This window comes from Thiohalophilus thiocyanatoxydans (genome assembly GCF_004366735.1).
Classification (GTDB): domain Bacteria; phylum Pseudomonadota; class Gammaproteobacteria; order UBA6429; family Thiohalophilaceae; genus Thiohalophilus; species Thiohalophilus thiocyanatoxydans.
In genome coordinates this window covers 43762-59214 of the sequence record NZ_SOQX01000006.1, presented here as the reverse complement: position 1 = coordinate 59214, position 15453 = coordinate 43762, and the positions used below count along the sequence as shown (strand labels likewise).

Genomic DNA, 15453 nt, shown 5'->3' with positions numbered 1-15453 from the left:
ATTCAGGTGATCTGCTGAATCAACTGCTGGGCTTCCTGTTTCTGCGAGTCATCGCCTTCCTCAAGCACCTCGTCGAGGATGTTGCGAGCGCCATCGGGATCGCCCATATCGATATAGGCCCGGGCCAGATCCAGCTTGGTGCCCACTTCATCACCCCCGCCCAGTGGCATGTCCGACTCGCCGGAATCCGGGCTCGTATCCAGATCCATCCCGCCTTCATCCGCGCCGCCAAAGTCGAGATCGCCGGCGTCAAAAGACAGGGTCTCCTCGCCCGCGCTCTCCTCGGCACGACTGAAGTCCAGCGACGTACTTCCTGTCTCGTCGTCACCGAGATTGAAATCCAGCCCCGCATCACCGCCGGCGGCCGGCTGTTCGTCGCTTCCGCTATCAAAATCGAGACTCAGATCACCGGCGTCCGAAGTCGATTCACCGCCCATATCGTCGAGATTGAATTCCAGATCATTAGGAGACTCACTGGTATCGCTCTCCTCGCCGAGATTGAAATCCAGTCCGCTTTCCGCGGACTCCGAACTATCACTGCCACCCAGGTTAAAGTCCATTCCCTGCGGTTCGCTCTCGGCGGGAGACTCGGTGTCCATATCCAGACTGAAATCCGGTTCCAGGCTCTGGCCGGAGTCTGTCGTGTCGCCACCAACATCCAGGTTAAGATTCAGGCCACCACTCTCAGCCGGTTCGGAAGAGCCTGACGTGTCGCTCTCGGTATCGAAATCGAGGTTAAAGCCGAGGTCCGAATCCTGGGACTCGGCCTGACCCGCGTCGGCAAAATCACTGCTATCGAAAATCCCGCTATCCAGTCCGATATCCATCACCTGGCTATCGGAGAGCCCTGCGCCAGGATCCTCACTCGCCGTCGTAGAGGAGGCGGCAGCCGCCGCAGCGCCGGCGGCGAACAACGGATTAGCCGGAGCCATCTGTCGACCCATGCCCACGACCTTCTCCCACATGGGATCCGATTCGGCCTCGCCGCCCAGGCTGGCATAAAACTCCTCGGCCAGATTTTCAAACGCACTGGTGTTCTGGGTCGTGCTGTACAGCTCCAGCAACTTGAGCTTGAGTTCCTTGCGGCCCGGTTCCTGCTCGATCGCTTCCTGCAGACGCTCCTCGGCGGCCTCATGACGGCCGTAGGCGATGAACACATCCGCCTCGGTCAACGGATCCACTTCCGAATCCTCGGTCTGAATGGCGCCGGCACCACTGACTGCAAAGTCACTCAGAAAAGAGGACTCCCCGGATTCAGCCCCGGTTTCCGTGCTGTTGGTCATGGTGGAGGGACCGCCCGAGAGAATGCTCTCCTGGTAGCTCCCTTCGGCCAGACGACGCCGACGCACTACGATCAGCATCAAAATCACCAGCACCAGTAACACCGGCGCCGCCACATACATCAGCAACGAATTGCCGGAGGCGCTGAACATGCCGGTCACCACGCCGACGGCGCTGTTGAAGATATCCCTGGCCATGGCCAGGTATTCAGCAACCATCCCCTTGGGTTCATCATCGCCGGTTTCCGCTGCCGCGGCGGCCTGTGACTCATCTTCTTCGGCGGTTTCGGCCGGTTCTTCAGCGGTTTCGGCCGGCGCCTGATCCGACTCAGCCGGTTCAGCTTCCGACTCCGCCCCGGCGTCAGCCGGTTCAACCTCACTCTCCTCGGTCGCCATCGCCTCTTCGGCGGGCTGCGACTCCCCGGCTTCTTCGGCAGCCGGCTCATCCCCGGCCGGGGTCTCGGTCTCGGCCGGCTCGGCGTTCAGCTCGGCCAGTTGCTGCTGCAAGGTGGCCAGTTCATCATCCTTGACCGAAACAGAACGCTGCAAACGTTCAATTTCCTCTTCCATTTCCTGGAGTTGCCGGTTCAGTTCGACGTTACGTTCCTGGGTGCCCGAAGCGTTCTCGCGCAACTGGCGCATTTCATCCTGCAAGGCAATCAGATCGTTGCTCATCGCCTCTTCACTGGCGCCCGCACCGGCCTGCAGCTGTTCGCCATCCGGCGATGAGAGGGTCAATTCCCCCTCCTGTTCGGCACGCACCGGTGGCTCCCCGGCACCGCCATCCGCCACCACGGCCTGACGTTCGGTCCGCTCGGCCACCGCCTGGCGATACTCCTCCCAGTTTTCGGTCTGGGCCACGTATTCATTGGCCGCCTGTTGCCGGTTCATGGCATTGAGCAGCGACGGATCTTCGATACGCAGTACCTGTCCGGTTTTAAGACGATGAATATTGCCGTCGACAAACGCATCCGGATTGCTTTGCAACAGCGCCATCATGATCTGGTAAATGCTGGCCGACTCCGCACCGCGCTGCAGTTTCTCGGCGATGGTCCAGGCATTGTCACCCTGCCGGGTGACACCGTAATCGAGCTCGCCGGCCTCCATGTCCCCCGTGGCTCGATCATCACTGATATCGATGCGCGGGAAGAGGGAACCGTCATCGACAAAGGGATCGGTATCTTCATCGCGGCTTGAAAGCGTTGTTTCTTCCGCGGCGCTCCCGGGCTGCGCCTGGGCGGTGGATTCGGGTTGTGGCGCCGTATCGGGGGATTCCGTCGCGGTCGGCTCGGTGTCGGGTGCCGGTTCGGGCGTATAGGGCTGCGGCTCGCGCTGGATGGTATCGGTCGGGGCTTCGGTCGTCGGCGTCTCGGCCATGGCCGGTGCCGGTTCACTTCGCATCTGCCCCGGCGGATCCAGTAGCATGGTGTATTCGCGCAGCATGCGACCGTTATCCCAGCTGAATTCGATCAGCAGATTGATAAACGGCTCGCGGATCGAGTCTTTGGAACGGAGCTGGATGACGGGCTTGCCACCCTCCTCGACGACGTCAAATTCGAGTCCGCTCAGAAAATGCGGCCGATCAATACCGGCCCGGGTAAAGGCCCCTTCGGAGGCAAGTTTGACCGTCAGACTTTCGAGGTCCGATGCTGTCGGAGAGATCAGCTCAATCCGGGCATCGAGTGGTTCATTGAGGGCGGAATCGAGCTTGATGTTGCCAAATCCCAGCGCCTGGGCACTCAACGGCAGCAAAACCAGGCAGGCCGTAGCCAGGCCCCCAGCCAGCTTTCGCAACATAGAAATTCTCCCGTCTGTCATGCTCCCGCACCCCCAAACTTGCGGCAACGCAGTTTATTTTTATAATTCAATAACTTATCCCGCATTCTTGAAATATTCTTTATGAGTACGCAGTAACTATAGCTTACAAATACTCTTTTACCAAAATTTCAGCAACTTGAACACTGTTTAATGCGGCACCCTTTCGCACATTATCGCTCACGATCCAGAGGTCCAGCCCCCGCGGATGAGAGATATCCTCACGAATGCGTCCCACCAGCACGGTGTTCGCGTTGGCGGCATCGGTGACCGCGCTCGGATAGCTGTGTTCGCGACCTTCGTCCATCAGCGTGATACCCGGCGCCTCTTCCAGCAAGGCGCGCGCCTGCCGGGCACCGAGTTTATCGCGGGTTTCCAGATGTACCGCCATCCCATGACCATAAAACACCGGCACCCGCACCGCCGTCGGATTGATCGCGAGCGTCTCACTGGCAAGTATTTTGTGACTCTCGCGCACCAGATTCATCTCCCCGCGGGTATAACCGTTCTCTTCAACCGCTTCGATCTGCGCCAGGGCGTTGAAGGCGATCTGCCGATCATAAACCCGATTTTTCAGCGGCTGGGCATTTAACAGGTTCGCCGTCTGCCCGGCCAGCTCCTGAACGCCGGCCTTACCGCTGCCGGAGACCGCCTGATAGGTCGCCACATTGAGCCGCTCAATCCCGACCGTGTCGTAAATCGGCTTCAGGGCAACCCACAGTTGCACAGTGGTCGCGTCGGGGCTGGCGATGATGTTGTGCGCCGTATAACCGGCAATCGCCCGGGGATTAACTTCGGGAATCACCAGCGGCACCGACGCATCGCCACGGAACCGGGCGCTGTTGTCGATTACCACACAACCGGCCGCCGCCGCGCGGGGCGCATACTCGGCCGCCACCGTCTCGCCGGCGCAAAACAGCGCCAGTTGCACTTGAGAAAAGTCGAAATCCGCCAGCTCCCTGACCACCAGCGACTTGCCACGAAATTCTACCCGCTTGCCAGCGGAATTGGCACTGGCCAGCGGATAGATCGTCCCGACCGGAAAATCCCGTTGCTCGAGAATCTCCAGCATCACCTCACCCACCGCGCCGGTGACCCCGACAATTGCGATATCCACTTGTTTACTCACCAGGGACAACCTCTTTGCCTGACTTCCTGCTGTTCGTCATATTTGATGCACCTTGATCAAAAACGCAGAGTTCGCGGAGTCGCGGAGACGCAGAGAAGATAAAATGATAATCCTCCGCGACTCTGCGCCTCCGCGTCCTCCGCGTTTTTTCAAATGCACCTTTGATACAAAACACGTTCAGTGGTCGAGGAGGATGCGCAGCATGCGACGCAGGGGTTCGGCGGCACCCCACAGCAGCTGATCGCCGACGGTGAAGGCGGACAGATAGTCGTTGCCCATGCTCAGCTTGCGCAGGCGCCCGACCGGCACGTGCATCTTGCCGGTGACACTGGCAGGGCTCAGCTCGGCCATGCTGACCTCCTTGTCGTTGGGAATAACTTTCACCCAGTCATTGGCCCGGGCCAGGATGTCGCTGATTTCATCCAGCGGCACATCCTTGTTCAGCTTGATGGTCAATGCCTGGCTGTGGCAGCGCATGGCCCCGATGCGCACACAGATGCCGTCGATCGGGATCGGCTTGTCGCTGCGCCCCAGGATCTTGTTGGATTCGACTTCCGCTTTCCACTCTTCCTTGGTCTGACCACTGTCGAGCGGCTTGTCGATCCAGGGAATCAGGCTGCCGGCCAGCGGCACGCCCCACTGATCGACCGGGTACTCCTTGCTGCGAATGAACTCGGCTACCTGGCGATCGATATCCAGGATTGCCGTGGCGGGATCGGCATTGAGATCCTTGACCGACTCATTAATCGCGCCCATCTGGCGGATCAGCTCGCGCATGTGTTGCGCACCGGAACCGGAAGCGGCCTGATAGGTCATGGGTGAAATCCACTCGACCAGATCCTGATCGAAGAGGCCGCCGACAGCCATCAGCATGAGACTGACTGTGCAGTTACCGCCCACGTAGGTCTTGATGCCCTTGTCCAGTCCAGCCTCGATGACGTCTTTGTTAACCGGATCCAGCACGATGATGCTGTCGTCCTTCATGCGCAGAGTGGAGGCCGCGTCGATCCAGTATCCGTCCCAGCCCGCCTTGCGCAGCGCGGGATAAACCTTCTCGGTATAATCGCCGCCCTGACAGGAGATGATGACCTCCATCTGCTTGAGCTCATCGATGTCATTGGCGTCTTTTAACGACGGGACGTCCTTGCCCACATCCGGCCCCGGCTGACCGGTCTGCGAGGTGGAAAAGAACACCGGCTCAATCTGATCGAAATCGTTTTCCTCGCGCATGCGTTGCATGAGGACCGACCCCACCATACCGCGCCAACCTACCAGACCCGTGCGTTTCATTGCTTCACCTCGATCAAAACTCTGCTGTTATATACCTGACATTGTAACCCTGAACAGGGTCGAGGTACGAGGGACGAGTGACGAGGCGAATAAAATTCCCGATTGGTTCTATTCATTCCGCTATTCCTCGTCCCTCATAACTCGTCCCTGTTCCCTTTAAGGCTGGATTCCGGGTCGCGCCTCCGGCTTGCCCGGAATGACGGGGTAAGGGGTTATTTTCCTCGTCACTCGTAACTCGTCCCTCGGCCCTGTTAGTGTCAGAGCGCCTTGAGGACCGCATCCCCCATCTCGCTGGTGCCGACTTTCTGTGTGCCTTCCTGGAAGATGTCCGCGGTGCGCAATCCCTGATCCAGCACCGTGTTGACCGCCTGCTCGATCCGATCGGCCATATCCGGCTCGTCCAGGGAATAGCGCAGCATCATCGCCACGGAAAGGATGGTCGCCAGCGGATTGGCCACGTTCTGCCCGGCGATATCCGGGGCCGAGCCGTGGATCGGCTCGTACATCCCCTTGCCGTGGGCATCCAGCGAGGCCGAGGGCAGCATGCCGATGGAGCCGGTGAGCATCGCCGCGGCATCGGAGAGAATATCCCCGAACATGTTGGTGGTAACCATCACGTCGAATTGCCTGGGTTCACGCACCAGTTGCATGGCGGCGTTGTCCACATACATGTGGCTCAGTGCCACGTCGTCATACTCCTTGCCGACCGTGGTGGTCACTTCCCGCCACAACTCGGTGCATTCGAGCACGTTGGCCTTGTCCACCGAGCAGACCTTGTGATTACGCTTGCGGGCAATGTCGAACGCGACCCGGGCGATGCGTTCGATCTCCGACTCGCTGTAGACCAGCGTGTTGTAGCCTTCGCGCTGGCCGTCCTCGCGGGTACGAATGCCGCGCGGCTGGCCGAAGTAGATGCCGCCGGTCAGCTCGCGCACGATCATGATATCCAGCCCGGAGACCACCTCCGGTTTCAATGTCGAGGCATCGGCCAGCTGCGGATAAAGGATGGCCGGACGCAGATTGGCAAACAGTTCCAGTTCCGAGCGCAGCCCCAGCAGGCCCTTCTCCGGGCGGACCGCGATCTCCAGCGACTCCCATTTATAACCGCCGACCGCACCGAGCAAAATCGCATCGGCCTCCCTGGCGAGATCCAGCGTTTCGGCAGGCAACGGCGTACCGTGTTCGTCATAGGCCGTGCCCCCGACCAGCGCCTCGTCCAGCTCAACATCCAGGCCATCGGTTTTCAGGGCGTCCAATACCTTCACCGCCTCGGCCACGATCTCCTGACCGATCCCGTCACCGGGCAATACCAGAATCTTTTTCGTCATAGGGTTATTCTCTTTTCAAATTCAATTTATTTAACGCGGAGGACGCGGAGGCGCGGAGCCGCAGAGGAAAACAAATTAATTATTTCTCCGCGTCTCTGCGACTCCGCGAACTCCGCGTTGATTTCCAGAGTATCTCTTATTGATCGAACAACCATGGACGCTGTCGCTGTTGTTGTTCCTCGTAGGCGCGGATCTCGTCGGCATGCTGCAGGGTCAGACCGATGTCGTCCAGGCCTTCGAGCAGGCGCTGTTTGCGATAGGCGTCGATCTCGAAGGGGATCACTTCGCCGTCGGGTGTGCGAATCTGTTGCTGTTCGAGATCCACAGTCAGTTGATAACCTTCCTGCGCTTCCACGGCCCTGAACAATCTGTCAACGGTCTCGGCGTCCAACACAATAGGCAAAATGCCGTTTTTAAAACAGTTGTTATAGAAGATGTCGGCATAACTGGGCGCGATAATCACCCGAAAGCCGTAATCGAGCAACGCCCAGGGCGCATGCTCGCGACTGGAGCCGCAGCCGAAGTTCTCCCGCGCCAGCAGGATTTGCGCGCCCTGATAACGTGGCTGGTTGAGCACGAAGTCGGGATTGAGCGGCCGCTGACTGTTGTCCTTGCCCGGCTCGCCGTGATCCAGATAGCGCCACTCGTCGAACAGATTCGGCCCGAAGCCGGTACGCTTGATCGACTTGAGAAACTGCTTGGGAATGATCGCATCGGTATCGACATTGGATCGATCCAGCGGCGCGACGATTACGGTTAATGTCTCAAATTTTTCCATAGATCATATCCTGCAAAGTAACGCGGAGGTCGCGGAGGCGCGGAGCCGCGGAGAATGATTAAATTGTTTTCCTCTGCGACTCTGCGCCTCCGCGTCCTCTGCGATCATGAGGAAAGCTCTCGAATATCGACGAAGTGGCCGGCGATGGCGGCGGCGGCGGCCATGGCGGGGCTGACCAGGTGGGTGCGCCCGCCCTGGCCCTGGCGGCCTTCGAAGTTGCGGTTCGAGGTGGAGGCGCAGCGCTCGCCCGGCTCGAGGCGATCGGCGTTCATCGCCAGACACATGGAACAGCCCGGCTCGCGCCATTCAAACCCGGCCTCGAGGAAGATCTTGTCCAGCCCCTCGGCTTCGGCCTGCTGTTTGACCAGCCCGGAGCCCGGCACCACCATCGCCAGCGTGATGTTCCCGGCCACCTTGTGACCTTTGACGACCGCGGCGGCGGCGCGCAGATCCTCGATGCGCGAATTGGTGCAGGAGCCGATGAAGATCTTGTCCAGTTTGATCTCGCAAATCGGCATCCCGCCTTCCAGTCCCATATATTTGAGCGCGGCACGCGCGCCCTCCTGCCTGACCGGCTCGGGGAACGACTCGGGGGTCGGGACCGTCTGATTCACGCCGACCACCATCTCCGGCGAGGTGCCCCAGGTGACCTGGGGCTGCAGGGTCGTGGCATCCAGATGCACCACCTTGTCGAATACGGCATCGGCGTCGCTGTGCAGATCCTGCCAGTCGGCGACCGCCTGCTCCCAGAGTGCACCCTGCGGGGCAAACGGCCGGCCTTTGACATAGTCGATGGTCTTGTCGTCCACCGCCACCATGCCGGCGCGGGCCCCGGCCTCGATGGCCATGTTGCACAGGGTCATGCGCCCTTCCATGGAGAGATCGCGGATCGCCTCGCCACCGAATTCGATGGCGTAACCGGTGCCGCCGGCGGTACCGATCCGGCCGATCACCGCCAGCACGATGTCCTTGGCGGTCACCCCGGCCGGCGCCTTGCCGTCCACACTGATCAGCATCGATTTGGATTTTTGCTGCCCCAGGGTCTGGGTGGCCAGTACGTGCTCCACCTCGGAGGTGCCGATACCGAAGGCCAGTGCGCCAAAGGCGCCGTGAGTGGAGGTATGACTGTCGCCGCAGACCACGGTCATGCCCGGCAGGGTCGCGCCCTGCTCCGGGCCAATCACGTGCACGATACCCTGGCGCGGATCGGCCATGGCAAATTCGGTAATGTGGTAGGTCTGACAGTTCTGATCCAGCGTGTCCACCTGCAGGCGCGAAACCGGATCGGTAATACCGTGACTGCGGTCAGTGGTCGGCACATTGTGATCCGGCGTGGCCAGATTGGCGCCCACGCTCCAGGGCTGGCGGTTGGCCAGGCGCAGGCCCTCGAAGGCCTGGGGTGAGGTCACTTCGTGAATCAGATGCCGATCAATATAGAGCAGCGCGGTACCGTCACCGTTATCGCGCACCACATGCCGATCCCACAATTTGTCGTACAAGGTCCTGGGGCTCATGATTCCTGTTCCTGTGTCCGGATTGGACAAAGTTTAACCTGCTTCTATACTATTACCCAAATTCATTATTTTCATATTATCTATAACTTTATTTCATGGAATTTGCTCATCTTCAAGCTTTCATCGCCGTGGCCGAGCAACGCTCCTTCTCCCGCGCCGCCGGCCAGCTGTTTCTCACCCAGCCGGCCATCAGCAAGCGCATCGGGGGACTGGAAGAGGAGCTGGGCAGTCCGCTGTTTGACCGCATCGGCCATCAGGTGCAACTGACCGAGGCGGGCCGTGCGCTGCTGCCCCGGGCCCGCCAGCTGCTGCTGGATCGGGAGGACAGTCGCCGCGCCATTCGCAACCTCTCCGGCCAGATTGCCGGTCAATTGAGCATGGGCACCAGTCACCACATCGGCCTGCACCGCTTGCCGGCCGTCCTGCGCCGCTATACAACGGCGTATCCCGCTGTCGAGCTGGATCTGCAGTTCATGGAATCGGAGCAGGTCTGTCACGGGGTGTTGCATGGCGATTGCGAGCTGGGCGTGGTCACCCTGCCTCTCGTGCCCCCGGCGGAACTCCGATTCCAGCCGATCTGGCGCGATCCGCTGGCCATCGTGATTGGCACCGACCATCCACTGGCCCGGGCCAGCTCCGCCACGCCCGAGACCTTGCTGGGTTACCCCGCGATTTTGCCCATGCGCGGCACCTACACCCGCGAGCTGGTGGAACAGGCTTTTGCGCAGGCCTGCCCCGATGGCCTCCTCCGGGTCAAGCTGGCCACCAACAACCTGGAGACCATCAAGATGATGGTCAGCATCGGTCTGGGCTGGAGTGTACTGCCGCAAACCCTGGTCGATGACGAACTGCAAACCCTGCAGTGGTCGCCATTACAGCTTGAACGACAACTGGGGGTGGTCTGGCACGCCGGGCGCACCCTGAGCAACGCCGCCACGGCCATGCTGGATTCGCTGCAACACAACGCCGATCCGGGTTAAACTCGCCGGACCCGCCAACACCGAGTACCACGCCATGTTTCGACTCCCTCCCCTGCTGATCGCCCTGCTGCTGACAATTCAGCTCGCCGCCTGCGGTACGCTCGCCGCCACCGGGGGACACCACGGCAGCAGTGAATACGGTTTTAACGACAATGAAACAACACCCTCCGATACCCGTATCAGTGCGACAATCCGTCGCCAGTTAATCAAGGATCCGGATATCAATGCCAGCCGTATCACAGTCAACACCACGGAAGGCGTCGTAACCCTGAACGGCGAGGTGGGTGATGAGACAATCCGGCAAAAAATCATCCGCCTGTGCCGCAAGACGCCCGGCGTAAAACAGGTCAACACCCGGCTCAGATTGATTCAGGATTGACGATACTGCTCGAGCACGGCATCCCACAGCCGGCTGCGCGACTCGAGGCTCAGCAACGCGGTTTCATAGGCCTCATCGAGTAACGCCGGATCGTCTGCGCACAGGCTCTCCAGGCACTGTCGTGCGAGATGCGAGTGCTCTTCCCCATCCAGTTCGATATGGCGCTCCAGGTAATAGACCAGCGTGGGACACGCCTGCTTTTTCTCTTTCAATCCGTCGAGAATTTTATCAAACATTGCCGGGATCAATTTTTCCCGGCCGTAGAAAAACGCGGCAGCCACTCTGTGCAACTCACCGCTGTCGGCGAGCGCCAGGTTCATTTTTACGAACTCTCTTGCGCCCTTCGGAATGACGTTATAATCAAAATCTTCCAGAAACGACCTGACGGCTGTGGGATCCGCTCCTACCTCGGCCATTGCCCTGAGATAAAGCGTGAAATGATCACAGGCTTTACCATCCTGATCGAGATCGCTCTCTTCGCCCAGGACAATCTCGTTGATAAACCGCGTCACTTCCTTCGAGCCATCAACAGGCCGCCAGGGAAGTTCCAGACAGGTCAGACCTCGCTGTAATGACTTCAACAAGGACATAAAATCCCAGACGGCAAAAACGTGATATTGCATGAACAAAGTCAATGCCCGCGGATCATCCAGAACCCGATAGAGAGGGTGCGCGCAAAGTCTTTTCTGCGCGTCTTCAAGCTGTAATGCCATATCAGCCGTCGATGTCATAATGGCGTTCGAACGCATAGTAAACTCCCGGTTAAATCATTTTTGGCATATCGGATTCAAACAAACAGGAAGGGCCCTGAACATGAATCAGTCTGAGGTCGTTGAATCCGGTGTTGAAATCTCCTCGGCAAAGCGCGCCTCATCAACCTTGCAGTTCAGGTGATCGGCAATAATCCGCATATCCTTTTCGGCATTGCCCAGGCAACTGGTCGCGCCCGGCGACGGCGTCATGTTGAAAATAATTCCGTTGCCCGGGTTAATCTTTGCCTCGCCGAGCTGTAACTTCCGATTCAGCTTGTCGATCATGATCGGTCGTATCCCGCCGACACCTTTGGCAAACTCAAGTTCCTTGAGCGTCAGATCCGGGACAATCTTGCGTGCATCGCGTAAAAACAACAGCCGGCGGACAAAAGGAATCTCAAACAGGAGATTCTTGAACATATAGTTGCGAATATCCGAGACCCGGAACAGATCCCATAATACTTTCGCTACGCCCCAGTCGGGACGAAAGACCCGCAGAAACTCACCGACCGTGCGCAGATTATGGCGTTCCAGCAGCGGCAACACCAATGCCGTCGGACCGAAGCGGGTTTTCTCCGGGATTAACACATCGGGATCCCCGTGAATCGCGGCAAACGGCAGCTTCTCGTTCTGTAGCGTATAAACCTTGCCGTTGAGTACCCTCGGTGTGTAATAGAAACTTCCCGCCACCGGCAGGCAGGAGTAGTTCAGCCCGTAACCCAGGCGCTGGGCATATAACAGGCTGTGTGCGCCGGCGGAGACCACCACGAACCTTGCCCGATAGGTACCGCGACTGCTGATGACCTCGAAGTGATCGTCATGCCGGCGAATTTCCTTTACATAGGTGGAAAGATGGACATCGATCCGTTTGTTGCGCTCCTGGCGGGCCTGATAAATAAAGCTGTTGGACAGGGCATGGAAATCGACGGCGCTGTACTCATCCAGTACCGCCAGCGCCACGATCTCCTCATCACCACGCTGTTGTATCACGCGCGGTTCAATTTCGGCGATCTCATCCTTTTCCAGCAGACGCATCCCGGGGAAGTGTTCATGAAACCGGGCATAACGTTCGCGCAATTCGGCACACTCTTTGGACCCCACTCCCAGTACCATTTTGGGATATTTGAAGATCAGACTCTCTTTTTCCGATACCCGCTCGCAGTAGTTGACCACCATGCGCGCGGTCGCCTTCACGTTGACCGCTTTCTCCAAACTGTAGTTGGTTTCGATATCGCCGCAATGCAGGGTCTGACTGTTGTTACGGCCATGGGAATTGAGATCGGCGATAGTGTCGTGCTTTTCCAGTAAACAGAGCTTGCCGAGATCGGTATAACGCGCCAGTGTATATAACAACGCGGCGCCGGATATACCGCCGCCGATAATCAGCACATCATGGGTGGGCCCATCATGGGTTCTCGCCTGGGTTAACATCGGGGGATTAACACCTTTTACCTGTCGGGGTTTATAAAGCCGTGAACCTGGTTTATCAGCTGCCGGCGCGGGATGTCTATTTTACCGCAATGGATTCATCGGCGGGAGGGTAAACAAATATGTAAATCACCAGCATGCCGATCAGGCTCAGCGCTGCGGCCAGACTGTACATCACCACCGGCCCGCCCAGATCATAGAGGTAACCGCTATAGAAACTGCCGGCCGCGCCGCCGGCACCAAAACTGAGACTGCTGTATAACGCCTGCCCCTTGCCCTGATGGCGACCGCTGAAAAACAGATGAATCATCTGAATTGCCGCGGCATGGTAGATACCGAAAGTGGCCGCATGCAGCAGCTGGGCAAATATCATGATCCCGACCCACTGCGGAAACAGTCCAATCAGCACCCAGCGCAAGGTCGCCAGCAACAGACTGAGCATGAGTAACCAGCGCAGGCCAAACCGGGGCACCATGCGGTGCATCACCAGAAACACCGCCACTTCCGCCAGCACACCGAGCGCCCAGAGCAAACCGATCTTGTTCAGTGAGTAGCCCGCCTCTTCCAGATAAATGGAATAGAAGGTGTAGTAAGGACCGTGGCTGGCCTGCATCAAAAAACAGGCGATCAACAGGCCCGCGACCGCCGGTTTGGCCAGTACCTGACGCAACGGCTGATGATCCAGCGGCATGTGGCCGGCCGCGTCTTCCGGCACCACGACACTGCTGAGCCAGATCCCGGCAAACAGGAACAGCAGCACATGGGGTAACCAGCGAATCGCTTCACCCTCGAGGGTAGAGCCGATCACCCAGACCGTGACAATAAAACCAACCGAGCCCCACAGGCGAATGGAGCTGTAACGATGCACCTGACCGACCAGATGATTGAACGTTGTCGCCTCGAACTGGGGCAGCGCCGCGTTCCAGAAGAAACTGAACACCGCCATCACCAGAACCAGCCACCAGAAATCCGATGAGACATAGACACCGGTGAACGTGAGTAACGCCAGCAGGCTGCCAAGTTGCACAATCGCCATGCGCTTGCCGGTGTGATCGGCAATCCAGCCCCAGATATTGGGCGAGACGATCTTGGTCGCCATGACCAGTCCCATAATCGTCCCGATCGCGGCCGCCTCATAGCCCAGTGACTTGAGGTACAGCCCCCAGTACGGCACCAGCGCACCCAGGCTGGCGAAATAAAACAGGTAAAACGCGGATAACCGCCAGTACGGCGCTTTGGACGACACGGTCACGCCTCAGCCCCGTGTTCGGGAAGACAGATTAAACAGGCCATCAATGCCCACAAACAGGGGCTGGCGTTTAACCACTGAATATACCGGTTGCACCGAAAGCAATTTCTGAAATAAAAGAAGCTCAGTGTTTTCGGTGTGTTCCGTGGTTCCCGTGCTGTGTCACCCGGGGCAGGCAGTATCAATCCGGATTGTCCCACGATCCCGACCACCGTTAGCGGGCGGCGGGCGGGATCACCGGCGTGCTGGAGTGCACGTCCATGTTCTGGGCACGATGGCGCAACAGATGATCCATCAGCACAATCGCCATCATCGCTTCGGCAATGGGGGTGGCTCGAATACCGACACAGGGATCGTGGCGTCCTTTAGTAATCACCTCGATGGGATTACCGTCGGTGTCGATGCCCTTGCCCGGCAGGCGCAGACTGGAGGTCGGTTTGAGGGCCAGACTGGCCATAATCTGCTGACCGCTGGAGATGCCGCCGAGAACCCCGCCGGCCTGATTGCTTAAAAACCCTTTCGGCGTCATTTCATCCCGGTGCTCGGTGCCCTTTTGCTCCACCGCGGCGAAACCGGCGCCGATTTCCACGCCCTTGACCGCGTTGATGCTCATCAGTGCATGTGCCAGGTCCGCATCCAGGCGATCGAAAATCGGCTCACCCAGTCCCGGCGGTACCCCGTCGGCCACCACGTTGATGCGCGCACCAATGGAGTCCCCGGATTTGCGCAACGCGTCCATATACTCTTCCAGCTCCCCGACCCTGGCGGCATCGGGAAAGAAAAACGGATTGGCTTCCACCGCGTCCCAGTCAAAAGCTTCGGCCCTGATCGGCCCGAGCTGACTCATGTAGCCGCGGATCCGGATTCCCAGCTTTTCGTGCAGATATTTTTTGGCGATCGCGCCGGCCGCCACACGCATGGCGGTCTCGCGGGCCGAGGAGCGTCCCCCGCCACGATAGTCGCGCATCCCGTATTTCTGCTGATAGGTGTAATCGGCATGCCCCGGGCGAAACTGGTGCATGATCTCGGAATAGTCTTTCGAGCGTTGATCGGTGTTATGAATAATCAACCCGATTGGTGTTCCGGTGGTATGGCCCTCGAACACCCCGGAGAGGATCTGCACCGCGTCCGCCTCGCGACGCTGGGTGGTATGCCGGGTCTTGCCCGGTTTGCGCCGGTCCAGATCCCGCTGCAGATCCGCCTCGCTCAACGCCAGCCCGGGCGGGCAGCCGTCGACCACGCAGCCGATGGCCGGCCCGTGGCTCTCGCCAAAGCTGGTGAGGGTGAATAACTTGCCGAAACTGTTACCGGACATTTTTCGCGCATTCCAATGGGGTCAAGTGTACCCATTGTAATGGAACTCGGCGGCGCGGGACAGATGAAGAAGCCGGCACGGAGTCAGCCGGATTGGACAATGTTGGACGCCCCCCTGGGACGGGAAGAATGCAAATTATCTCTCGCAGAGACGCAGAGCTCGCCAAGTAATAGATTCAGCTACTTGGCGGGCTCTGCACCCAAACAACGGGCATAA

General features: G+C 59.0%; 12 protein-coding genes. 2 read left to right on the top strand and 10 right to left on the bottom strand.

The features are described from left to right. Positions 1-2: 2 nt before the first annotated feature. The 6 genes from EDC23_RS10805 to leuC form a co-directional block, all read right to left on the bottom strand. On the bottom strand, positions 3-3077 hold the full coding sequence (locus EDC23_RS10805; protein ID WP_166668842.1) for a FimV/HubP family polar landmark protein: 3075 nt from the start codon (positions 3075-3077) through the stop codon (positions 3-5). Between the two features lie 124 nt (positions 3078-3201). After that, positions 3202-4224 carry an aspartate-semialdehyde dehydrogenase gene (locus EDC23_RS10800; protein WP_134084431.1) on the bottom strand — a complete coding sequence of 341 codons (1023 nt, stop codon included), beginning with the start codon at positions 4222-4224 and terminating at the stop codon, positions 3202-3204. Positions 4225-4401: 177 nt separating this feature from the next. Beyond that, a complete protein-coding gene (asd, locus tag EDC23_RS10795; protein WP_134084429.1) occupies positions 4402-5514 on the bottom strand; it encodes an aspartate-semialdehyde dehydrogenase in 1113 nt (370 codons plus the stop codon). 257 nt (positions 5515-5771) lie between these two features. Next, a complete protein-coding gene (gene leuB / locus EDC23_RS10790; RefSeq protein ID WP_134084427.1) occupies positions 5772-6842 on the bottom strand; it encodes a 3-isopropylmalate dehydrogenase in 1071 nt (356 codons plus the stop codon). Between the two features lie 136 nt (positions 6843-6978). Beyond that, complete coding sequence (gene leuD, locus EDC23_RS10785; RefSeq protein WP_134084425.1) at positions 6979-7620, bottom strand: 3-isopropylmalate dehydratase small subunit; 642 nt, start codon at positions 7618-7620, stop codon at positions 6979-6981. Positions 7621-7724: 104 nt separating this feature from the next. After that, positions 7725-9134, bottom strand: coding sequence for a 3-isopropylmalate dehydratase large subunit (leuC, locus tag EDC23_RS10780; protein WP_134084423.1), 1410 nt, complete (start codon positions 9132-9134; stop codon positions 7725-7727). A 95-nt stretch (positions 9135-9229) separates the two neighbouring features. Here leuC and EDC23_RS10775 point away from each other — a divergent pair, with 95 nt between their 5' ends. Both EDC23_RS10775 and EDC23_RS10770 read left to right on the top strand, forming a co-directional pair. Beyond that, positions 9230-10114 carry a LysR family transcriptional regulator gene (locus EDC23_RS10775; protein WP_134084421.1) on the top strand — a complete coding sequence of 295 codons (885 nt, stop codon included), beginning with the start codon at positions 9230-9232 and terminating at the stop codon, positions 10112-10114. 34 nt (positions 10115-10148) lie between these two features. After that, positions 10149-10493 (top strand): BON domain-containing protein, encoded by a 345-nt coding sequence (locus tag EDC23_RS10770; RefSeq protein WP_134084419.1) that lies wholly within the window; start codon positions 10149-10151, stop codon positions 10491-10493. Here EDC23_RS10770 and EDC23_RS10765 read toward each other — a convergent pair. The 4 genes from EDC23_RS10765 to aroC all read right to left on the bottom strand — a co-directional run bounded on the left by EDC23_RS10765 (position 10484) and on the right by aroC (position 15237). Continuing rightward, entirely contained in the window at positions 10484-11242 is a 759-nt protein-coding gene (locus EDC23_RS10765) for a DUF3050 domain-containing protein (RefSeq protein ID WP_208321352.1), read from the bottom strand. The two genes, EDC23_RS10770 and EDC23_RS10765, sit on opposite strands and share 10 nt — an antisense overlap. Before the next feature lie 69 nt (positions 11243-11311). Then, complete coding sequence (locus tag EDC23_RS10760; RefSeq protein ID WP_134084417.1) at positions 11312-12676, bottom strand: FAD-dependent oxidoreductase; 1365 nt, start codon at positions 12674-12676, stop codon at positions 11312-11314. A gap of 76 nt (positions 12677-12752) precedes the next feature. After that, positions 12753-13919, bottom strand: coding sequence for an MFS transporter (locus EDC23_RS10755; RefSeq protein WP_134084415.1), 1167 nt, complete (start codon positions 13917-13919; stop codon positions 12753-12755). Between the two features lie 217 nt (positions 13920-14136). Then, a complete protein-coding gene (gene aroC, locus EDC23_RS10750; protein ID WP_134084413.1) occupies positions 14137-15237 on the bottom strand; it encodes a chorismate synthase in 1101 nt (366 codons plus the stop codon). Positions 15238-15453: the final 216 nt, after the last annotated feature.